This is a genomic window from Arthrobacter sp. MYb214, assembly GCF_002979865.1.
Taxonomy (GTDB): domain Bacteria; phylum Actinomycetota; class Actinomycetes; order Actinomycetales; family Micrococcaceae; genus Glutamicibacter.
On record NZ_PCPZ01000003.1, the window covers coordinates 307,077 to 329,402 of the forward strand.

21 protein-coding genes are annotated in these 22,326 nt (G+C 62.1%); 5 read left to right on the plus strand and 16 right to left on the minus strand.

The annotated features are described in order from the left end of the window. Positions 1 to 45: 45 nt before the first annotated feature. A complete protein-coding gene (locus CQ012_RS10175; protein ID WP_105662063.1) occupies positions 46 to 1,023 on the minus strand; it encodes an EamA family transporter in 978 nt (325 codons plus the stop codon). Positions 1,024 to 1,147: 124 nt separating this feature from the next. Between CQ012_RS10175 and CQ012_RS10180 the strand changes: the two genes are divergently transcribed. Together CQ012_RS10180 and CQ012_RS10185 are read left to right on the plus strand one after the other, a co-directional pair. Continuing rightward, entirely contained in the window at positions 1,148 to 1,699 is a 552-nt protein-coding gene (locus CQ012_RS10180) for a CGNR zinc finger domain-containing protein (protein ID WP_105656104.1), read from the plus strand. Positions 1,700 to 2,021: 322 nt separating this feature from the next. Then, entirely contained in the window at positions 2,022 to 2,330 is a 309-nt protein-coding gene (locus tag CQ012_RS10185; RefSeq protein WP_105656103.1) for a hypothetical protein, read from the plus strand. Between the two features lie 16 nt (positions 2,331 to 2,346). Here CQ012_RS10185 and rraA read toward each other — a convergent pair whose 3' ends face one another. The 6 genes from rraA to CQ012_RS10215 all read right to left on the minus strand — a co-directional run bounded on the left by rraA (position 2,347) and on the right by CQ012_RS10215 (position 8,059). Next, positions 2,347 to 2,823, minus strand: a complete 477-nt coding sequence (gene rraA / locus CQ012_RS10190; protein ID WP_105656102.1) for a ribonuclease E activity regulator RraA — start codon at positions 2,821 to 2,823, stop codon at positions 2,347 to 2,349. Between the two features lie 83 nt (positions 2,824 to 2,906). After that, complete coding sequence (locus CQ012_RS10195) at positions 2,907 to 4,301, minus strand: amino acid permease (RefSeq protein ID WP_286134649.1); 1,395 nt, start codon at positions 4,299 to 4,301, stop codon at positions 2,907 to 2,909. 207 nt (positions 4,302 to 4,508) lie between these two features. Continuing rightward, entirely contained in the window at positions 4,509 to 4,802 is a 294-nt protein-coding gene (locus tag CQ012_RS10200) for a hypothetical protein (RefSeq protein ID WP_286134039.1), read from the minus strand. 38 nt (positions 4,803 to 4,840) lie between these two features. Continuing rightward, positions 4,841 to 5,434, minus strand: coding sequence for a DUF308 domain-containing protein (locus CQ012_RS10205; RefSeq protein ID WP_105662065.1), 594 nt, complete (start codon positions 5,432 to 5,434; stop codon positions 4,841 to 4,843). Between the two features lie 56 nt (positions 5,435 to 5,490). Continuing rightward, positions 5,491 to 6,711 (minus strand): alpha-hydroxy acid oxidase, encoded by a 1,221-nt coding sequence (locus CQ012_RS10210; protein WP_105662066.1) that lies wholly within the window; start codon positions 6,709 to 6,711, stop codon positions 5,491 to 5,493. 34 nt (positions 6,712 to 6,745) lie between these two features. Further along, complete coding sequence (locus CQ012_RS10215) at positions 6,746 to 8,059, minus strand: MFS transporter (protein ID WP_105662067.1); 1,314 nt, start codon at positions 8,057 to 8,059, stop codon at positions 6,746 to 6,748. Between the two features lie 130 nt (positions 8,060 to 8,189). On the opposite strand from CQ012_RS10215, the gene CQ012_RS10220 reads away from it, so the two are divergent. Beyond that, positions 8,190 to 8,825: a GntR family transcriptional regulator gene (locus CQ012_RS10220; RefSeq protein WP_105656097.1), complete on the plus strand. Its 636-nt coding sequence runs from the start codon at positions 8,190 to 8,192 to the stop codon at positions 8,823 to 8,825. A gap of 77 nt (positions 8,826 to 8,902) precedes the next feature. Beyond that, a complete protein-coding gene (locus tag CQ012_RS10225) occupies positions 8,903 to 9,097 on the plus strand; it encodes a hypothetical protein (RefSeq protein ID WP_181149050.1) in 195 nt (64 codons plus the stop codon). Between the two features lie 130 nt (positions 9,098 to 9,227). On the opposite strand, the gene CQ012_RS10230 is transcribed toward CQ012_RS10225, so the two are convergent. Then, positions 9,228 to 10,568 carry an MATE family efflux transporter gene (locus tag CQ012_RS10230; RefSeq protein WP_105662068.1) on the minus strand — a complete coding sequence of 447 codons (1,341 nt, stop codon included), beginning with the start codon at positions 10,566 to 10,568 and terminating at the stop codon, positions 9,228 to 9,230. Between the two features lie 152 nt (positions 10,569 to 10,720). Between CQ012_RS10230 and CQ012_RS10235 the strand changes: the two genes are divergently transcribed. Next, complete coding sequence (locus CQ012_RS10235) at positions 10,721 to 11,554, plus strand: MBL fold metallo-hydrolase (RefSeq protein WP_286134037.1); 834 nt, start codon at positions 10,721 to 10,723, stop codon at positions 11,552 to 11,554. A gap of 41 nt (positions 11,555 to 11,595) precedes the next feature. Here CQ012_RS10235 and CQ012_RS10240 read toward each other — a convergent pair whose 3' ends face one another. The 8 genes from CQ012_RS10240 to CQ012_RS10275 form a co-directional block, all read right to left on the minus strand. Beyond that, entirely contained in the window at positions 11,596 to 12,795 is a 1,200-nt protein-coding gene (locus CQ012_RS10240; protein WP_105662069.1) for an MFS transporter, read from the minus strand. 3 nt (positions 12,796 to 12,798) lie between these two features. After that, the gene (locus CQ012_RS10245; protein WP_105662070.1) at positions 12,799 to 13,569 is read right to left on the minus strand and encodes a CPBP family intramembrane glutamic endopeptidase; all 771 of its coding nucleotides are present in this window, start codon (positions 13,567 to 13,569) and stop codon (positions 12,799 to 12,801) included. Between the two features lie 138 nt (positions 13,570 to 13,707). Beyond that, positions 13,708 to 14,472, minus strand: coding sequence for an aquaporin Z (gene aqpZ, locus CQ012_RS10250; protein ID WP_105656091.1), 765 nt, complete (start codon positions 14,470 to 14,472; stop codon positions 13,708 to 13,710). 158 nt (positions 14,473 to 14,630) lie between these two features. Next, complete coding sequence (locus CQ012_RS10255; RefSeq protein ID WP_219844363.1) at positions 14,631 to 15,425, minus strand: FUSC family protein; 795 nt, start codon at positions 15,423 to 15,425, stop codon at positions 14,631 to 14,633. Between the two features lie 464 nt (positions 15,426 to 15,889). Further along, entirely contained in the window at positions 15,890 to 16,813 is a 924-nt protein-coding gene (locus CQ012_RS10260) for a LysR family transcriptional regulator (protein ID WP_208294295.1), read from the minus strand. Between the two features lie 149 nt (positions 16,814 to 16,962). Next, positions 16,963 to 19,047: an ABC transporter ATP-binding protein gene (locus tag CQ012_RS10265; protein ID WP_105656089.1), complete on the minus strand. Its 2,085-nt coding sequence runs from the start codon at positions 19,045 to 19,047 to the stop codon at positions 16,963 to 16,965. Beyond that, a complete protein-coding gene (locus tag CQ012_RS10270; protein WP_105662072.1) occupies positions 19,048 to 20,781 on the minus strand; it encodes an ABC transporter ATP-binding protein in 1,734 nt (577 codons plus the stop codon). Positions 20,782 to 21,037: 256 nt separating this feature from the next. Beyond that, positions 21,038 to 22,288, minus strand: coding sequence for an amidohydrolase (locus tag CQ012_RS10275; RefSeq protein ID WP_105662073.1), 1,251 nt, complete (start codon positions 22,286 to 22,288; stop codon positions 21,038 to 21,040). Positions 22,289 to 22,326 lie beyond the last annotated feature (38 nt).

Genomic DNA, 22,326 nt, shown 5'->3' on the forward strand with positions numbered 1-22,326 from the left:
GCACAACAATTGGCATCGCGTGCGCGTTTTTACCCTACGGGCCGCTTAGACCCCCTTGCGTGCCGCACGCAGTTCATCGACACGCACCAGCACCACGCCGCACACAATCAGCAGGCCGCCGAACAGCTGCACCGCACCCGGCAGCTCGGAGAGCAGCAGCCAAGCCCACAGCACCGCGAAAAGCACCTCGGTCAAGGAGATGAAGCTGGCCACCTTGGACCCCAGTTCCCGGGCGGCCATCACACCGGTGGTGTAGGAGAACACGGTGGCGATCAGGATCAGCCCGGTCAAGGCCAACCACCACGGGGTTTCATATCCAGCAAATGATCCGCTGCCGGCGGCCCACTGCATTGGAAGGATTCCCAAGCCGCCAACCAGCAGCATGGTTAGCGCGCCAACGGCCATGCCACCGGCCGACAGCATGATGGGTGGCAGCGCGCCATCGACCTTGGCGCTAATGAAGAAGTAGACCGTCAGGCCCACCGCTGCCCCCAAGCCCCAGAGCACGCCGATCGGATCAATCCGCGTGGTGCCGGTCAGATCCAGCACCGCCACCAGGCCTGCCAATGACAATAGGGTGCCAGCGATCGTTGCCGCCGACGGGCGCTTCTGGTGCTTGGCCCAGAGCACCAGCACGATGAGCACCGGAGCCAGATACTCCAGCAGCAAAGCCACCCCGACATCCAAGCGCTGCACCGCCAAGAAATAGCACAGCTGGCAGGCTCCCACTCCAAACAATCCGAAGAGCACAATCGACACCCAGTTGGTGCGCAGCAACGTCCAGCGGCCGCGCATCGCCAGGACCGCAGGGATCGCCAGGACCAGCGCGGCGCCGGCCATGCGTGCGGCCACGGCCGCAGTGGGACTCCACCCTGCTTCGAAAAGCCCCTTGGCGAAGGAGCCGGAAATCCCGAAGGCCGCGGAGGATGCCAGCGCAATCCAGATCCCCCGGGACTGGCTTTGACGCAGTACTGGACTGCCGGCAGTGGCGGCCGGAAGGCCGGAATCAGACAGGTCGCTCATGAGGGTCTTTGAAGTCTTTCGCGAAGAATTTCATGCCGCCGTTCAGGGGCAAATGGGGGTATGAGCATGACGATACGGTTAGGCTTGAGTGGCAGTCAATCTACCCAGCTTCCAGGAACGAATTATGACCTTTGCACCAGATATCGAAGCTTCATTGAAGTCCGTGGTGAACCTTCTGAATACCGAGGTGCAAATCGTGGATATGCTCTCCACCGTCGCTGATCTCGATGAGTTCCTTGATGCCGAGAATTTCGAAGGCTCCCGCGCGCACAACCAGGCAGAGCTTCGCTCCATTCGCCAGTTGCGTTCCCAGCTGAAGAACATCTGGATAGGTACCGAAGAAGAATCCGTCTTCCGGGTCAATGCGATCCTGCGCAACGCCAACGCCCAGCCTCAATTGATCAAGAGCGAATCGCTGGGTTACCACCTGCACGCCACCACCAACAGCACCCCGCTCTACGACCGCATGGCCGTGGACGCCGCGATGGCACTGGCGGAAGTGATCCGCTCCGGCGGATTGCAGCGGCTGCGGATCTGCGCCTCGGAGGACTGCGAGGCGGCCCTGCTGGATCTGTCGCGCAACCGCTCCAAGCTGTACTGCGATACCGGCAACTGCGCCAACCGCGAGCACGTGCGCGCCTACCGTGCGCGCAAAGCCGGAAAACGTATCGACTAGCCAGAACCCCGACACTGAGCACACCAAGTCTAGTTTCGTCCGTGATCGGCCAGCGCCCCTGCGCACTTCATCACCACGCTGCCATCCCAATCTCGGTGGCAACACCCCCCGGATCATTGGTTAGACAGGGGCAAGACACCATGCCGAGATTGGTCGGCCGACAGTCCCTATGATCCTCTTTTTAGGGACTATCAAAAAGATAACGGGCCAGCACGTGGCCAAAATGGCGTTGGGCGATGCCCCTCGCCTTTTACCTTGCCCGGGCCATATGATGAACACACAACCGGGATACCGGCAGTTGCAGTAGTGGAAGGGGCAGGTCATGACTCAGGAAACCCACGCTTCGGATGATTACGAGGCACGGATAGAAGCAGCTGAGAGCGGACCATTGAAAGCCGCGGCCCGCTGGGTTGTAGCTCTGGCTTCTGCCACGCTGGGCGATGCCGAGTACGAAGCGAACGAGCCCCAGGTAGTCGTGCATTCCCGCCAAGACGATTCGGTACTGCTGCGCATGACAACCTCCAGCCTCGAAGAAGCTGAGCGGCTGATCGTCCAGATCCGCGCGGATTTGGAGGCCTTGGGCACCGAGGAGTTCAAAGCGGAATGGGAAGGCGCAGGCGACAAGCCCTAGCTGGATGGGCCAGCGGCTAGTTTTCGACAAGAATCCCGTCGATATCCGCATACACCATCGCGCCCGGTCGGACCTTCACATCCCCGATGCTGATCACTTCATCCACCGAACCGTGCGAGCGCTTGACGGTTTTGCGCGGGTTGCTGCCCAGTGCCTTGATCCCGAGTTCCATCTCAGCCAGTGCCGCACGGTCGCGTACGGCGCCGCTGATGATGACCCCGGCCCAGCCATTGGCTTCGGCATTCGCGGCAATCATGTCACCCATCAGGGCGTAACGCAGGGATGCTCCCCCATCGACCACGAGCACTGCGCCATTGCCCGGGAAGCTCAGGATCTCCTTGACCAGGCCGTTGTCCTCATGGCACTTCACGGTACGTGCCGGCCCGTGGAAGGACAGCCGCCCGCCAAAGTCCTGGAATTGAGCCGAGACGGACTGCAGTGCATCCCCATGCTGGTCGTAGAGGTCGGCGGTGCTGATCGGTTCCTGGTGCATGGTGTTTCCTTCATGAGCTGCGATAGTGGTCCACCACACAGCTTAGCCCGCAGTGCCCGCAACCCCAGCGCATGACGAAAGTGTCAGAGATTCAGTTCCGCTTCATAGGCCTTGGCGTCCAAGGCGCCGAGGCGCGAATTGCGGCGGCCGAAGCCCAGATAGATCGCAGCTCCCACAGCCATCCAGATGGCGAAGACCAGCCAGGTGATGCCAGCCAGGTTGAACATCAGGAACAGGCAGGCAGAGATGCCCAGAATCGGGGTCACCGGATACAGCGGGACGCGGAAGGTCCGTGGGGTATCCGGCTGGGTTTTGCGCAGGTACATTACCGAGACACCTACCAACGAGAAGGCGAACAGGGTGCCGATGCTGGTCGCTTCGGCCAGCTGGCCCAGAGGAATCAGCGAGGCGGCAATGGCCACGACCGCGCCGGTGACGTAGGTGCCGATGACCGGGGTGCGGGTGCTGGGCGAAACCTTGGCGAAGAAGCGAGGGATCAAGCCGTCGCGGCCCATGGAGAGCAGGATGCGGGTCTGCCCGTACAAGGTGGTCAGCACCACCGAGACGATCGCGATCACCGAGGCCAGGGCGAAAGCCAAGACCATCCACTTCTGTCCGGTGATTTCGGAAACAATCTGCACCAGGGCGGCTTCTGACTCGGCGAACCAGTTCCACTCCCGGGCGCCAATGGCAGCTACGGCAACCAGCACGTAAATGGTGGTTACCAGCACCATGGCGATCATGATTGCCCGCGGCAGGTCCTTCTGCGGATTCTTGGCTTCCTCGCCGGCGGTCGAGGCCGCGTCGAAGCCGATGTAGGAGAAGAAGACCATGGACGCTGCCCCGGTCACACCCGCGGCGCCCATGGGCAGCAGCGGAGCGAAGTTCCCGGCATTGAAAGCGGTGAAGGCGACCACCACGAAGAAGACGAGGATGGCGATCTTCACGATCACCATGACGGTGTTGGCCAGTGCCGATTCGCGGGCACCGCGAACCAGCAGCAGGGTCGCCAAGATGACCACGATCAATGCCGAGAGGTTGATGACGCCGCCGTCGCCCGGGCCGGCGGCCAGGGCTTGGGGCAAAGCCAGGCCGAAGATCTCCAGCGTCTGGTTCACGTAGGCGCCGGCACCCACCGCCACCGCTGCCGCGGAAACTGCGTATTCCAAGACCAGGCACCAACCGCACACCCAGGCCATGCCTTCGCCCAGCGTGGCGTAGGAATAGGAATAGCTGGAGCCGGAGACCGGGACCATGCCCGCCATTTCGGCATAGGAGACCGCCGAAAGCAGCGCGGTGATGCCGGCCAGCACGAAGGCGATCCAGATCGCCGGGCCGGCGACCGGAACGGCAGATCCGAGGATCACCAGGATGCCGGTGCCCAGGGTGGCTCCGACGGAGATCATGACCAGCTGGGTGACGCCCAGCGAGCGCTTGAGCGTCCCGAGCCCGGCGTTGTTCGCGGCGTCGTTGGCCATCGCCTGGATGGACTTGCGCCGTCGCAGCTGCTTGCCCAGTGGGGTGCGGCCATGCTGATCAGAGATACTCGTGCTACTCACTTGAAATCCTTGGTGCGTGCTTGAGGCGTCCTGCCTCGATCAATTGGCCCGGCAAACGACAACGCGCTGGGACTATCTGTGGATGGACAGTCTCAGCGCGTCATGCCGCGTGGCTAAGCTTTATTATCAGTCTTCAAACTTCTTGTCCGGGTTGGATGAGGATCGGTTTACCCCGGTCCCCTTTCCCAGGTCAGGATCATTGTCCTTGGCAGCCATGGTCATCACCGAGATGACCAGCAGGCTTGCGACAAAGGCGATGCCGAAACAGGCCAAACCGATATCGAAGCGCAAGGGATTCTGCGATCCGCCGGTGGAGCTAACCAAGCCGACCACGCCGGCGACGATGGCCAGGATCAGCGAGAAGCTCAGTGGGCCCTTGATTGACTGGCTCCACGGTTGCTTCTTCTTGTTGTTTCCCACCAGGAACTCCGTTTCTACTTTTACTGCAGACCTAAAGACTAGTTGCTTTCCTGGTCCGGCGAATTGATCGTGGTCGGGGCGGCTGCCTTCATTTCATGGCGATGGCCGAAGGCGGCAATCAGCGCGAAAACGGCCAGAACGATAGTTCCGCCGCCAATCAGGCCGAACAATGCGTGCGCATCCATGCCACCGCTGAAGCACAGCGAAATGGCCAAGATCACGCCCACCGCGCCGGTAACCAGCTGGTTCCTGAACGGCGGGAAGGCCTCGCGATGCTTGGCAAAGACGATGAGCTCGGCAATGCCTCCGGCCAGGAATGCAAAGGCACCCACATAGCCGACCCAGGCAATCGAGCTGACGAAGATGGTGGCGATACCAGCCAGAAGCATCAATCCCGCACCCAGCGCGTAGGGGGCGCGCGACTTCTCCGGCGCGCTTTCCACAGATACGTACTGCCACATGAACACGCCAGTGACAACGAGGAACGCTGCCGTGGAGTAAGTGACAACCTTGTCATCTGCGCCGATCCAGAAAATCGACATCAGGGCATAGGCCAGGGCTGTCAGGCCGCGCAGGAATACTGGGCGGAAAACTTCTGAAGCTTGAACTGGGGTGGTTTTTGGTGCAGGCACAATTTCTATTCTACCGCTCATAGAACTAACCGCCACTTCGCCCGGGGTTAATCACATCAGCCACGGCGGCGAATCAGCGACTGGTCCAGATCCCCGATGCTCGCCGCGCCCATCAGCTGCATAGTCACTTCCACTTCCTTGGCCAGCAATTCGATGGCACGGCTGACGCCTTCCTCTCCCCCAGCCATCAGGCCGTAGAGGTAGGCGCGGCCAATCAGCACGAAGTCCGCTCCGGCGCACAGCGCGGCGACAATGTCCGCGCCGGACATGATGCCCGAATCCATGATGATTTCCATATCCTCACCGACTTCGGCACGCACTTCGCCCAAGGCCTCGAAGGCGATCGGCGCGCGGTCCAGCTGCCGGCCGCCATGATTGGAGACCACCAGTCCGTCAGCACCGGCGGCCTGGGCCTTGGCAGCGTCTTCGCTGGTGAGCACGCCCTTGACGAAGAGCTTGCCCTTCCACAGCTCGCGGATCCATTTCAGATCCTCGAAGTCCAGGGAGGAATCGAACATGGAGTTGATGATCGTTGGCAGGTCTGCCGACGTATCCGACAATGATGCGAACTTCAGCGAATCGGTGGTCAAGAAGTTGTACCACCATTCGGGTCGGTACGACGCATCGAGCACGGTCTTCACGGTCAATTCCGGCGGGATCTTCATGCCGTTGCGGGTATCGCGGTGGCGCTGGCCGGCCACCGGGGTGTCCACGGTGACCAGCAAGGTGTCATAGCCCGCTGCAGCGGCACGTTCCACCAGCGCCCTGGACTTTTCCCGGTCCTTCCACAGATAGAGCTGGAACCATTTGCGGCCCTCGGGTGCCGCCTCGGCGACCTCCTCGATGGATCGGGTGCCCATGGTGGACAGGCTGAAGGGAATCCCTGCTTTCTGGGCAGCCCGCGAGCCGCCGATTTCGCCCTCGGCGTGCATGAAGCGGGTGAAACCGGTGGGGGCGATGCCGAAGGGCAATGCCGATGGGGCACCGGCAATGGTGGTGGAAAGATCCGACTGCGCGGTTCCGTGCAGGATTCGCGGCAACAGCTCAACGCTGTCGAACACCGCTCGGGCGCGGGTCGCGGTGATTTCTCGCCCGGCAGCGCCATCTACATAGTCGAAGGCCGCGGCGGGGGTGCGGCGCTTGGCGATCTTGCGCAGATCCCAGATGTCGGCGGCACCGGCCAGGCGGGCGGCGCGAGGGCTAGTGGAGGGGAGCTTGAACTTCATCAGGCTGACCAGTTCGGCCACGTCGGGCAGTTGGCGCTTGAGATTACCCATGGATTGTTCCTTTACTTCGGTAGAAATTGCCGGTCTAGTACAGGGTGCGCGAGCTTGCGCGGGTGCCGATGAAGATTGCAATGGCCGAGGACAGGCAGCACAGCGCCAGGTATCCCGCTGGCATCGCGATGGAGCCGTTGCCCGTCTGCAAGAGCGCAGCGGCAATCAGCGGCGAGAGCCCAGCGACGATGGCGCCGTTCAGTTCGCGCGCGATGGCAATCCCGGAGAAGCGCACCGAGACGGGGAACAGCTCGGTGAGGAAGGCCCCTTGGGCACCGGAAGTGCACGGGATCACCAGCGCGTAGCCGGCAGCGATGCCCAGGAATCCGAAGGCGAACTCGCCGGTTGAGATCATCGCGAAGATCGGGAACGCAAGGATCAAACCTGAGATATTCCCGGCCGCCAGGACCTTGGATGCGCCGAACCGATCGGCCAGCCAGCCACCCACCGGGGTGAGCACGACGGAGACCAATGAGCCCAGGGTGACCGCCAGCAGCGCATGGCTTCGCTCCATGCCACTGGTGACCATCAGGCTCAGCGCGAAGACCGCAAGGATGTAGTTGACAGCATTGTGCCCGGTGATGGCCAGGAAGCCCAGGATGACCCGGCGCCAATGCCCCGAGAATACCTGCACGATGGGGAGCTTGGCCTGCTGCTGCTCGGCACGGGCCGAGGCCATGGCGGCGGCATAGTCAGGGGTCTCTTCCAGCTTGTTGCGGATGTAGATGGCCACGACGAACAGCAGTGCCGAGACCAGGAATGGGATGCGCCAGGCCCACCCGAGCAGTACCTCGTCACCGGCCAGCGAGACCAGGAAGAAGCACACGGTGGCCAGGGCGATGCCCAGCGGCGGGGTGGAGAGCACCAGCGAGGTGTAGAACCCGCGTTTTCTCGGCTCCACGTATTCGGCCACCAGCGTCATGGCACCGGTCAGTTCCGCGCCAGCGCCGAATCCCTGGATCAGGCGCAGCAGCACCAGCAGGCCCACGGACCACACGCCCCAGGTCTGCGCGGTCGGCAGCAGGCCGATGCCCACGGTGGCGATGCCCATCAGGATGACCGAGAGCAGCATGGCCGGGCGGCGCCCGAACCGGTCCCCCAGGTGGCCGATGAGCACACCGCCCAGCGGGCGGGCCACGAAGCCCACCGCGAAGGTCGCAAAGGACGCGATCGAGGCCGCCGCTTCTCCGGCTCCGGCGAAGAACAGCGGACCGATCACCACCGATGCGGCCGCGCCATACAGCGCGTAGTCGTACCATTCAATGGCCGTGCCGAAGACAGAGGCGAACAGGGCCCGGCGCCGGTTGCGCGCTTGCTGCGTGCTGGCAGAGTTCTGGGTGATCGGCACAGTCGTAGTCCTTGCGATAAAGTGGTGTTCCGTAAGATACCTGAAATATATTTCATCCCAGACTAGAGTGTTGCCCAGAGCGATAGCTAGATCAGGTCGCCAAGTTACGCCCCTTAGGAATCGGAAAACCATGGCCAGCTCGCTCTCCGAACAGCTCACGCTCACCTTGCGCGAACGCATCAACCGCGGGGAACTTGCCCCGGGAAGCCTGATCATCGAACCGGCACTGGCCCAGGAGTTCGAGGTCTCCAAGACCCCGGTGCGCGAGTCCCTGCGCCAGCTCACCAGCGAGGGCCTGCTGCAGGTGCTGCCCAAGAAGGGCTATCTGGTTCGCGCCATCTCGATGAATGATGTCTATGAAGTCCTGGAACTGCGCAGCTTGCTCGAACCGCATGTGGCAGGACAGGTAGCCAGCATGCATTCGGCCGCGCTTGTGGTTTCCCTGGCCGGGCACCTTGAAGCCCAGCAAAAGCTGGCGGTCTCCGACCCCATTGCCTCCATGCATGCCGCCCAGTGCTTCCATAGCGAACTGGCCGCAGCATCGCGCAACTCCCGCATTGTGGACAGCCTGGAGAACTGCTTCACGCAAACCGCCCGAGCCCACTACGTCTTGCCTTCCATGCAGCCATACATGTCCCAATCGGACGAGCTGGCCGAGCACCAGTCGATCTTTGCCGCCATACAGAATTCAGATCCTTCAGCGGCCGCCGAGGCCATGACGCTGCATCTGGAATCCATCCGCCGAGCCATGCTGGGACATCACTAGCGGCCAACCACTGGTGCATCATGGGCAATGCACACAGCATCTCCGTGCTCGCCGGTAGATGATGCCCGATAACCGGATTGAGCGGCTTGGCGTGCACGACACGATCTTCTTCGGCGCAGTGGGGCAGCCTGCTGCCATTCCGCCAGCCAGGGGACGTGGACTTCTTCGTGGTCCGCGAGAACATCTTCGAAGGCACCGAACGCGAGACCCTCGTCCGGGAAACGGCAATGACCCGTACCGGTATCGGCCGCACCCTCAGTCCAACGCACTAGTCGTTGCCCAGCCCGGATCCGGGTGCCGGGGCACCACCAGCTCACTGGACCATGCGGTCACCTATGAGATTGCCGCCCAGGCAATGGAGCTCCAGGAGTAATCGGTGGCGAGCGGCCCGGTGGCCTGGGTTCAGCTGCCCAACCGCATCCAAGCGCTGTTCCTGGCACGCAGGGACAGGCTCACGCCGCGAGCTGCCATGTAGCCGATGGCGAAAGCAACCCAGATCCACAAAATCGCTGACGTGGAATCCTTGGCAAAGACCTGAACCGCCCAGAGCATCGGCACGTAGAGAACAAGGTTCGCTACGCCTACCAACCCGAGATAGCGGGCATCCCCCGCACCGATGAGCACGCCGTCCAGCACGAACACCAAACCGCACAACGGCTGGGACAATGCCAGCACCCATAGCCCAACGGTGGTCAGCTGGCGGATCTGCTCATCCGGGGTGAAGATCATCGGGAAGACCCACGAGGTGGCAAGCAGCAGGATCCCGGTTACCACGCCGAAGCAGATGCCCCAGCGGCTCATGATCCCGGTGAGCTTGCGGACCTGCTCTGCATCCCCGCGGCCCAGCTCCTGGCCAATCATGGCCTGGGCCGCAATAGCCAACGCATCCAGTGCAAAGGCCAGGAAACTGAAGATCGTGAAGACCAGCTGGTGCGCTGCCAGTGTCTGGGTGCCGGCGTTGGTGGCGACAAGAACCGTGAGGAGCAACGCCGCGCGCATACTCAGGTTGCGCAGCATCAACCAGGAACCGACTTGCCCGGTGGAAATGAACCCGGACCAGCTCGGCGCCATGGAAATTCCTTGCTTGCGGATTCTTGGCAAGATCATCCACAAATACACCACCGCCATCATCCACTGGGCGATCGATGTGCCAAGCGCGGCACCGGCTACGGACATATCGGCCCAGTAGACCAGCACGAAGTTCAGGACGATATTCAATCCGAAGCCAGCGGTGGCCACGATCAACGGTGTTTTCGTGTCCTGCATGCCACGCAGCACGCCGGTGGCTGCCAGGACCAGCAGCATCGCCGTCAGGCCAGGCATCGAGTACCTGATGTAGTCGACCGCGAATCCAGCGGTTTCCCCTTCGCCGCCCATCAAGCCCACAAGCCGATCGGCACTGAAGTATCCGAGCAGCGAAAGCGCCACCCCGAGGACTACGGCAAACCACATGCCATCACGGCCCGCCGCCATGGCCTTGCCGGGGTTGCCAGCGCCCAGGGCTCTGGCTACAGCTGGCGTGGTGGCATAGGCCAAGAAGATCATCAACCCCACCGCAGTGTGCAGCACCGTGGTGCCCAGTGCGGCGCCGGCCAGCTCGGCCACACCAAGGTGGCCCACGATGGCCGAATCGGCCATCAAGAACAGCGGCTCGGCGATCAAAGCACCCAAGGCGGGAACTGCCAAGGCAAGGATCTGCCGGGCCAAGCTCCGCGGGGATTCGGTGGGGGTTGAAGGATTCACAACCTCAACTCTACGAAGCAGAGTGGACTTTCACCATTTGCTTGCGCGCAGGAGGATTCCCGGTGCAGTCCTCTTTCCTGCGTCCGGAGCGAGCACTAGGTTTGGAAGCAAGCAGGGCACAGCCAGCACCGCCAGCAGAAGACAGGTTTCCCATGGGACAAGAACATATTGGCCATTGGCAATGCGCGGGCTGCGCCGTGGAGTTCCCGCCGGGCCCGCAACCCACCGGCACCTGCCCCATCTGCGCCGATGAACGCCAGTACATTCCGGGCGGAATCCAGCGTTGGGTGCGCACCGAAGACCTGGCAGCAGCCGGCCACCAGCTGACGATCACTTCGCTGGAGCCGGGACTGAATGCGATTGCTTCTCCCGAAATCGGCATAGGCCAAAGCTCCTTGCTCGTGGAGACCACCGCGGGCAACCTGCTCTTCGACGTGCCCGGGCTGATTACCGGAGAAATCATTGATTGGCTGGATAGCCGCGGAAAGCTGGCGGCCATTGTGGCGAGCCATCCGCACATGTACGGGGTGCAGCAGCAATACAGCCAGGCGCTGGGTGATGCGCCGATCCTCGTCGCCGAGAAAGATGCGCAGTGGGTCCAGTATTCCTCAGCCGCCGTCAGGACCTGGTCCCAGCCTTTTGAGGTGCTGCCCGGGATCAGGCTGATGCAGCTCGGCGGCCACTTCCCGGGCAGCACTGCGGCTGTTTGGGAAGCAGGGGCCGATGGCCGCGGAGTCCTGCTGGCTGGCGACGCGATTTTCCCCGTGGCCGATGGCAATGCGACCTTCTTGCGCAGCTACCCCAACCGCATCCCGCTCTCGGCTGCCGTGGTGCGGCGCATGGCCAAGGATCTGGAGCCGGTGAAGTTCGACCGCCTCTACAACAACTTCGCCGCCTGCATCCAGGCCGATGCCCACCGGGTGGTCCAGTTCTCTGCGGAACGCTATGCCAGGTGGGTATCAGGAGAATTCGACGATCTGACCTGATATTTCGCGCAAAGTTGAGTATTCCGAATGCGGAATATGAATTATCCGCGAAGGGATGGGTCCCTTTTGGAGAGCAAGGAAGCCATGATCAGGGCAACCACCTGCAACGCGCCAACGCAGAGCACGACGCTGGCCCAGCCGTAGTGCATGAAGGGGATGCCGATGAGCCAGCCAAGCAGTGACGAGCCCACGTAGTAGAACAAGTTGTACAGGCTGGAGGCCTGCGCCCTGGCTCCGGTGGCCAGCACCGGCACCCACCCGCTGGCGACCGCGTGGGCCGCGAAGAAGCCAGCGGTGAAGATCAGCAACCCGCTGATGATCACGACCAGGTTCCCGGCCAGGGTCAGCAGCAAGCCCAGGGCGCTGGTGAGAATGCTGATGCGCAGGGTATTTCGCCGTCCAGCCTTGGCGACGAGTTTGCTGCTGGCCACCGAGGTATAGGTTCCAGAAAGGTAGGCCAAGAAGACCAGTGCCGCCCACGAAGCCGGAATCAGGTAGGGCGGTGCTTCCAGCCGGAAAGCCAGGTAGTTGTAGACGGCCACGAATCCGCCCATGAGCAAGAATCCCTGGGCATAGACCAGTGCCATCTTGCCGTGCAATGCATGTGCGAACTTCTTGGCGATGCTGCGCAGGTCCTGGCCGTGGATGGGGTCGAAGCCCTGGGCGCTGGGCGCCTTGAACAGGAAGAAGAGCGTCGCCAGGCCGGCCATGATGCTCACTGCCGCGACCCCCCAGCGCCAGCCGGCGGGGTCTGCGACAAAGCTGGCGACCAAGCGTCCGGCCAGCCCGCCAAGGGTGGTGCCGGAGATATAGGTGCCGCTGGCCACGGCAACGGCTCGCGTATTGACCTCGTCAACGAGGAAGGCCAGTGCAGAGCCGGGAACACCTGCCAAGGCAATTCCCTCGAAGAACCGGATCGCCACCAGGAACTCGAAGCTTGGCGACAGGCAGCTGAGCAGTCCCAGGGCAACCGAAGAGATCAGGGCGATGCTGATGACCTTGCGGCGCCCGACGCGGTCGGAAATGATGGCCCATGGAGTCACGGCCAACGCCAGCCCCAGGGTCGCTGATGAAACGGCAAGTGCCGTGTGCGAAGAGGTGATGTGGAAATAGCCGGCGATCACCGGCAGCAGCCCCTGCACCGCATAGAGCTGGGAGAACGTGGCAACGCCGCCGGCAAAAAGCGCCAGCAGCATGCCCCGATAGGCGGGGGTGTTCGGTTCGAGTCCGGTAAATGCCACTGCCTAGGCTCCCACAGGAAGCAGCGGGTAGATCAGGTACACCACCAGCAACGCTACTGCATTGTTAATGACATGCAGCATGTAGGAGTAGGCCAGCGACTTGCCGCTGAGGATGTAGGCAACACCCATCATGACGCCCAGCATGAAGTACGGCACGACCTCCAGCCACGAGCCGATGCCCGCGCCAATGAAGTGGATGCTGGCGAACAGCACCGTGGAGATCAGTGCGCAAATCCAGACGTTGAGCTTGCGTGAAAGCTTGCCGATGAGCAGATGGCGGAACAGGTATTCCTCGACGAATGGGCCGAAGAGCGCAGTGACCACCAGCATGACCGGCAGCGGCACCGTTCCGGCCATGGATTCCAGGGCCGCCTGGTTCTCGCTGGTGGCCGCTTGGCCCGTCAAGGCGGCGATGATTCCGTTGGCCATGATGGTCAGGAACCAGCCACCGGGCAGCATCAGCCATTTGGCCCAGGGGTGGTAGCGCATGGTCTTGAACGACTCGAAGAACTGCGGACCGCACTGGATCATCGCGAGAATGAAGAAGGTGACATACAGGATCAGGTTGATCCCGAACAGCGCCTGTTCCTGGGTGGAGAAGGCGCCCATGTAGCCAGGGATCAAGCCGATGAGGCCTGCTGCGCCCCCGACAAAGAAGACGAGGTAGGCAAGAACTGTCCAGAAGTCGCCCTTGGTGAATTGCCCGGCGTTGAAGACGCGTTGCTTGGGCCGCGGAGCCGAATAGGGGTTCATGTACTCTGGCCGTTGTTGCATATGACAAGCCTAATCGCCTTCCATGTGGATTTCCCAAGTTCATCGTTCCACGTGAAAGGACGAACCCAGTCCAGCCGACGTCGAAGTCTGCTGGACTGGGTTCAGCGAGCTGCGGTAACCGCGAGCTCCCATCATCTGCTAGTTCTTGTCGAAACCTTCGCGACCCTTGTCCACGAAGGCCGGGAAGAGCACCTTGTAGCTGACACCGGCAATGGCCGCACCGATAACCGGTGCCAGGATAAACAGCCATACCTGGCCCAAGGCTTCCGGGCCGGCGAACCATGCGACGCCCAGGGAACGTGCCGGGTTGACCGAGGTATTGGTGATGGGAATGGACACCAGGTGGATCAGGGTCAATGACAGGCCGATAGCGATCGGCGCGAAACCCTGCGGCGCGCGCTTGTCGGTGGAGCCGAGGATCACGTACAGGAAGATCGCAGTCAAAACGATCTCTGCGACCAGTGCCGCAACCAGCGAATAGCCATCTGGCGATCGCTCCCCATAGCCATTGGAAGCGAAACCGGATTCGACTGCGTTGAATCCGTCCTTGCCCGAAGCGATCCAGAACAGCACGGCACCCGCCACCGAAGCAGCGACGATCTGCGTGACGATGTACGGGAGGACATCCTTCCACGGGGTGCGCCCGGCAAAGGCCGTGCCCAGGGTGACGGCAGGGTTGAAATGGCCGCCGGAGATATGCCCTACTGCGTACGCCATGATCAGCACAGTGAAACCGAAAGCCAGAGCTACGCCCAGGAATCCGATGCCCATGTTCACGGTTTCATCTGCGATGACCTTGGCTGCGAAGATCGCTGAACCACAGCCACCGAAGACCAGCACGAATGTGCCCAAGAATTCTGCCGATAGTTTTGCGCCAACAGTTGGCACAGCTGCATCTGACATGCTTTTTCCTTATCCTCGATGAATTATGCGAGTTCAAGGCCAGCTTATGTCCTGCCGATGGGGCTGCGGTAGGCCTGCGGCTACTTAATAGATCTCGTTCGTCGTATTTTTCTTCTGGGTTCATGCTTCTGATCTGCCGCGCCGCAGTTGCGGCGTTTCTAGATCGTGGTTCGGGGCTGCCGTTCGAAAATTGAAGCGGCCGCAATGCCGACAACGACACCGAGAAGATTTCCCATAGCGCAGTCCCACACCATCTGGGATCCGCTCTTCGGATTAGCCAGCTGAAGCATCAGGATAATCAGCGGCGTGAAAAAGCTGAGGGCAAGGCCGTAGTTCCGGACCATATAGGCCTCGGTTGGGAACATCAGCAAGATGATGCAGCAGCCGATCATCAGTTCGCTGGGAGTCAGGGCCGTGATCCCAAACAACACGCCTATACCGGCCACGGTTCCCCCGATGCGGTGAGCCCCACGTCGCAACCGTCCCCGGGCATTGCCGACGGCAAGCGGAACGGCCGCCCCGGCCATGGTCCATTGGAGATGCTCGACCTGCAGAGTAATCCCGACAGCTCCAGCTAGGAAGACAACTATCAGGTAGGTGCATGCCCTGCGCAGGATGCGGGGCCATGGAATCGCGAGGCCTTCCGAGCCGCACTCTTCCACTCGTCCGAAGCGTGCGGCTTGGCCGAGCAGGATGCTGAACAGAGCGGTGGCGACGAACGCGGCCAGGCCATCAAGGGCGGGAAGTTCCCCCACCGGCAAAGTTCCCAACGCACCAAACGCAAAGAGCGGAAAGAAGGCACCGCCGGGCTTGAGCCCATATCGATCAGCGATCAATGAGCTGAAGGCCGCCCAGAACATTCCTCCGGCAAGCAGCGTCCACCCGCGCATACCCAAGGGGGCCATGGCGATCCCGCAAATTCCCGCACACAGCATCAGTGCAGCTCCGAGCACCTGGTCCTTCAGTCGCTGCGAGCGATGCGGATTTCGGCCGTACCTCCCGACAATGGAGCCGAAAACAGCGTAGGCAAGGAGGTCCGTTCTGCCAATCAGCAGCAGCGCAATCCCCGGAAGTCCCAATCCGAGGCCTACGCGCAGGGCCGGGCGGATCTCTGGGCTGTGCGAAATGGCGAAGAGCTGCCAATTCACGAGCGAACCGCGCGTGAATTTGAACTTACCAATGGCTGTGGAGACCGGAGCTGCTCTGCCTGCCGTCATCATGGAATCCCGAGTCGTCCTGGCAATTATCTGATTGCCTGCATCCCTCGGATCCCATGGTGCCTCAAGATGGTCAGGTTCCACTGTTCTCTCCGCTCCCAGTTGCACGGCCCAATTCCTAAGCGACTTGGGGTCTGGTTCTAGGTTCAGGGATTACCATTGATCAGATCCAATAATTAGATCCGATGATTCAGTAAGTGCTACTTATGATTCCTGCTGAGATGCATATCGACCGCAGGGAATGTGCTAGAAATTATCTTTTCGAGCGCCTGCGACATCAGGGTTAATGGACTGCTGTCTTCCATTACAAGAGAAATTTGCGAGGTAACTTGCGGATCATCCAGCCTGTAAAGCTCAATACCAGGCAGAGCTCCCAAGGGTGGCAACCACTGGCGCGGAACTATGCTGGCCCAGTTCCCGGTGGACACATGCGCGAGCAACGTGACTATCGAGTCGCATTCGATTCGCGGCGAGACTACCAGATCGTGCCGGCTGAGCGTCTGGTCGAGGACCTGGCGCCCTCGAAGAGATGAGTCGAGGAGGCATAAGGGCAACTCCAACGCCGTCGCCCAAGCCGTCGTTGCGCCCTCGGGGAGCATCCCCGGCGCAGTGAGCAGCACATGTTCCTCGGCATAGAGCGGATAGACCAGCAGTCCAGCTAGGTCCTGCGGCTCCGCGTAGATAAGGCCCGCGTCAAGCTCGTAGTTCCTGATCTGACGGACGATGTCCGCCGAATGGAGACTCGCCTGGACGTTGATGCCCACTTGCGGATGCGCACGGGCAAACTTGTCGGTGAGGGTTGCAACAGTTGAAGAGGCAGCAGGAACCGTTCCCAATCGAAGTGTTCCGTTCAGGCCATTCTCGTAATGGGAGATTTCCTGTCTCAGCGAGGCATGGTCTTTCAGGATTTTCCGAGCCCATTTGAGAACCGTCTCGCCTTCAACGGTCAGTCCTTGGAAGGCATGGCCCCGGCGGACCAATGGCGCGCCCAGTTCCTTTTCGAGTTTTCGAATGCCCTCTGATAATGCTGGCTGGGAGACCGCGCATTCTTCAGCTGCCCGGGCAAAATGTCCCTCATTGGCCAGTGCCACCAGATATTCCAACTGTCTAAGCATCATGTTCATATTGCATCATTTCCTGCAGGAACAAGTGCTATCGATGGCCTGGGGGCGTGCCGCAGCGGTTCGATCAGAAGCAGGCCTGGCAATGCAAAAAGACCCCGGCACCGGCAGTGAAAATCTGCCAGATGCCGGGGTCTTCGCGACTCAAGGTCCTACTCGGTTTCTTCCTTTGCTTCCGGTGCCATGTCACTGGCCACCGTGGCTCCGGCCGCTACCGCGGGCACCGCAGCTGTATCCGGATTCGCATCCACGTCCTCGGCCGGGCCGGCGAACTGCGACTGGTACAGCCGGTAGTAGGCGCCCTGGGTCCCCAGCAGGTGCTCGTGGTTGCCCTGCTCCACGATCCGGCCGGACTCCATCACCAAGATGGTGTCCGCATCGCGGATCGTGGACAGCCGGTGGGCAATCACGAAGCTGGTGCGGTCGCTGCGCAGCGCGGCCATCGCCTGCTGCACCAGCAATTCGGTACGGGTATCCACCGAGCTGGTCGCCTCGTCCAGGATCAGCAGCGACGGGTTGGCCACGAACGCGCGGGCAATGGTGATCAGCTGCTTCTCGCCGGCCGACACGTTGGTGCCTTCCTCGTCGATGATGGTGTCGTAGCCATCGGGCAGCGCGCGCACGAAACGGTCCACGAAGGTCGCCTTCGCGGCCGCGATCACTTCCTCATCGGTCGCATCCAGCCGGCCGTAGCGGATGTTCTCCATGATGCTTCCGCCAAAGAGCCATGCGTCCTGCAGCACCATGCCCACCTTCGAGCGGAGGTCAGCGCGGGAAAGGTCGGTGATATCGCGGTTATCGAGCATGATCTTCCCGGAGTTCAGCTCGTAGAAGCGCATCACCAGGTTCACCAGCGTGGTCTTGCCCGCGCCGGTCGGGCCGACAATCGCCACCGTGTGCCCCGGATCCGCGTCGAAGGACAGGTCCTCAATCAGCGGCTTGTCCGGGGAGTAGGAGAAGGACACGTTCTTGAAGGAGACATGCCCGTCGGCACGGGCAGGAAGGCTGTCCTGCGCGTCGTCCGGTTCCTGTTCCTCGGCGTCCAGCAGCTCGAAGGTGCGTTCAGCCGAAGCCACGCCGGACTGCAGCATGTTCGCCACGCCGGCAATCTGGCCCAGCGGCTGGGTGAACTCGCGGCTGTACTGGATGAACGCGGTCGCGTCGCCCAGGCTCATCGTGCCCGAAGCCACGCGCAGCCCGCCCACCACGGCGATGCCCACGTAGGCCAGGTAGGACACGAAGTTCATCACCGGCATGATCATGCCCGAGACGAACTGGGCGCCGAAGCTGGCCTTGTACAGTTCCTCGTTGCGCGCGGTGAAGCGGTCCACCATGTCCGCTTCGCGGCCGAAGACCTTCATCAGCTCGTGGCCGGAGAAGGATTCCTCGATCTGCCCGTTCAGCGCCCCTGTGTTCTTCCACTGCGCGGTGAACAGCTTCTGCGCCCGGGTGCCGATAATGCCCGCGGCAGCTGCCGAAAGCGGCAGGGCCACCAGCGCGATCAGCGCCATCTGCCAGGAGACCACGAACATCATGATCACGATGCCGATAACGGTCATGGCCGAGGAGACCAGCTGGCTCAGCGCCTGCTGCAGCGCGTTCTGGATGTTGTCCACGTCGTTGGTCACGCGCGAGAGCAGATCGCCGCGCTGGCGCGTGTCGAAGTAGTTCAGCGGCAGCTTGTTGATCTTGTCCTCGACGTCCTTGCGCAGGTTGTAGACCACGCGCATGACCAGCTTGTTCAGCAGCCAGCCCGAGGCCCACGAGAAGAGCGAGGCAACGAAGTACATGGAGAGCACGATCAGGATGTACTGCGAAAGCTGGGTGAAGTCGATGCCCTGCCCGGGGACGAAGTCCACCTTGGAGAGCATGTCGGCTTGGGTTCCCTGCCCGGAGTCGCGCAGCTGCTGGATCACCAGCTCCGCGGGCGTGCCGGCCGGGATGTTCTTGCCGATCAGCCCGGCGAAGATCACGTCCATGGCCTTGCCCAGGATCCGCGGTGCGATCACCGAGAGCACCACGTACACGGTGATCAGCGCGAACACCAGGACCATGCCCAGCTTGTACGGGGACATCAGCCCGACCAGGCGCTTGGCCGATGGCCAGAAATGCTCGGCCTTGCGCACCGGGGCGCCGCCGCTCCAGTCGTCGGCTCCCGCCGCGGCATCGAATTCATTGACGTCCGCAAGCTCGCTTTCGAGCTGTTCCGGATCGATATTCTTCTGCTTCTTCGCCATTTAGGCCACCTCCTCCACGCTCAGCTGGGATGCCACGATTTCCTGATAGGTTTCCGAGGTTTCGAGCAGTTGCTCGTGGGTACCCCGGGCCACGATTTCGCCATGGTCCAGGACCAGTATCTGGTCCGCACCGGTAATGGTCGATACGCGCTGGGCCACGATGATCACCGCGGCGTCCTTGGTCGGTTCGGCCAGGGCCGCACGCAGCCTGGCATCGGTGTTCACATCCAGGGCCGAGAAGGAATCATCGAACAGGTAGGTGTTCGGCTTCGCGGCCAGGGCCCGGGCAATGCACAGGCGCTGGCGCTGGCCGCCGGACACGTTGGTGCCGCCCTGGGAGATCTTCGAATCCAGCAGGCCTTCGCGTTCGGCGACGAAGCCGTCGGCCTGGGCCACCCTCAGCGCATCCCACAGGTCATCTTCGGTAGCGTCCTGGGCGCCGAAGCGCAGGTTGCTGGCGATGGTCCCGGAGAACAGGTAGGGGCGCTGCGGCACCGCGGAGATGTTCCGCGAAATGGTGTCTCGTCCCAGTTCCCTCAGCGGCACCCCGCCGATCAGGATTTCGCCTTCGGTGGCGTCGTAGAGCCGCGGGATCAGGTTCAGCAAGGTGGTCTTGCCGGCACCGGTGGAGCCGATGATGGCAGTGGTCTGCCCCGGCTTGGCGGTGAAGGAGATATCGTTGAGCACCGGCGCCTCGGCGCCGGGGTATCCGAAGCTGACGTTCTTGAATTCCACGGTGCCCGGGGTGGGCAGCGCGATTTGCCGTTCGGCGGCGTCGAGCATGCTCGGCTCGCTGTCCAGCACCTCGGAGATGCGGTCGGCCGAAACCATGGCACGGGGAATCATCATGGCCATGAAGGTACCCATCATGACCGCCATCAGGATCTGCAGCAGGTACTGCAGGAAGGCGGTCAGCGCGCCGACCTCCACCTGGTTGTTATCCACCCGGTGCCCGCCGAACCACAGCACGGCGGCGGTAGACAGGTGCAGGATCATGGTGATCGCCGGGAACATCAGCACGAACAGGTTGCCGACCTTGACACCGAGGTCGGTCAGCTTCTGGTTGGCATCGGCATAGCGCTGCGTCTCATGCTCTTCGCGCACGAATGCGCGCACCACGCGGATGCCGGTGATCTGCTCGCGGAGCACGCCGTTGATCCCGTCGATGCGGGTCTGCATATCGCGGAACAGCGGCATGAGCTTGATGACCAGCAGGCCCACGACTATGAGCACCAGCGGTACCGAAACCCAAACGAGCCAGGACAGTCCGGGATCTTCGCGGATCGCCATGATCACGCCGCCGATGGACATGATCGGCGCGGTGATCATGAAGTTCAACGCCATCAAGGTGAGCATCTGGATCTGCTGCACGTCGTTGGTGCCGCGGGTGATCAAGGTGGCGGCGCCGAATTTGTTGACGTCCTGTGCCGAGAAGGTCGAGACCTTCTCGAAGACCGACTGGCGGATGTCGCGGCCCACGCTCATGGAGGTCTTGGCCCCGAAATAGACGGCGGCCACCGCGGTGGCTACCTGGATGAGGGCCACCACCAGCATCAGTCCGCCGGTGCGCCAGATGTAGTCGATATCGGCTTCGACCACGCCGACGTCGATGATCCTGGCGTTCAGGCTAGGGAGATAAAGAGTGGCCACGGTGGTGGCCAGCTGCAAAATGACTACGGCAATGATCCACCCCGTGTACGGCTTGGAGTGTTTCAAGATGAGCTTGAGAAGCATGTGGGAAATCCTCGCTGGCATCAAGCTCTCCGGCATGCTGGACCTTCGGATTAAGGGCAGCGTGATTGAAGAGCGATTGCCAGTCTAGCGCTCGCCTTGGACACTTTGAATCATCCTTGCGATTGATTTTTATCAATCACTGGCAGGCACCCGCATTCCCGCAGGATCCCGGGCATGGTGGCGTTAATCATAAACCGTGTACTTACCGGCAGGACAGGTGCCGGTTACTTGCCACCAGCTCCTCTTGCGGTGGACATCACCGTTCTGCCGAGTCCTGTGCCCCGCGGCCCAGGTAGGCCAGCGCGGCCACCACCTGGGTGCGGCTCGCGGTTTCCAATGTCGGGTTGATGGCCGGGGCGAAGAACGGCGAGTGGTTTGCCGGAATCTTCGAGGCGACAGTCCCTTCGGCGAGCGCTGCCTGGTAGGTCTTTGGATCGGCGCAGCCCACGGTCCAGTAGACGTACGGGATCCCGAAGGCATCGGGAATGGTGCTGAAGTCTTCCGAGGCGGTGGCCGGGTCAGCCTGGTAGACCTGCCCGTCGGCGAAATGCTCTTCAAAGGCCTTGGTGACCTTCTCGTTGGCCGCCGCGTCATTGCTGGTCAGCGGGAACTGGTCGTAGAACTCGAAGTCCGGTTCCTTGGGCGAGCCGGCCGCGGCGCATTCGCCGCGCACGATGCGTTCGATGGAGTCGATGACGTGCTGGCGCAGCTGGAGATCATAGGTGCGAATGTTCAGCAGCAGCTGGGCCCGGTCCGGGATGATGTTCGCGGCGCTACCGGCATTCAACGCGCCGACGGTCAATACTGCGAACTGCCCGGGCCGGGTTTCACGCGAAACAATGGTCTGCAGCTTGAGCACGATGGACGAGGCCAGGACTACCGGGTCCACCGAATTATGCGGCATCGAGCCGTGCGCACCGCGCCCGTAGACGGTGATGCGCAGGCTGTCGCCGGCGGAAAGGATCGGTCCCGCGGTGGTGCCGATCCTCCCCGCTTCGACGGGCATCACGTGCTGAGCCAGCGCCACATCGGGCTTCGGGATCCTCTCCACCAGCCCATCGGCCACCATGGCCTTGGCCCCTGCGGCGGTCTCCTCGGCTGGCTGGAACAACGCCAGATAGGTGCCGGACCAGCGCTCGCGGTTCCCGGCCAGGAACCTGGCCGCTCCCAGCAAGGTGGCCATGTGCATGTCATGGCCGCAGGCGTGCATGGCCCCGGGGACCGTGGAGGAATATTCCAGCCCGGTGTCCTCGGCGACCGGCAGGGCATCCATGTCGGCCCGGGCCAGTACCACCGGCCCCTCGCCATTGCGCAGGATTCCGACGATTCCGGTACCGCCGATCAGGCAGGTTTCATAGCCCAGATCCTCCAGTTCCTCGCAGATTCGCGCCGAGGTCTCGTGCTCGGCCAGGCCCAGTTCCGGATGCCGGTGGAAATGCTTATAGAGCTCCTCCTGCCAGGGCAGCTGCTGCGAGATCGAGGCGGTGATTTCCTGTGCAGTGCCCATCGGGTTCCTTCCATCGCGCCCAGCATCCGAGCCCCCAA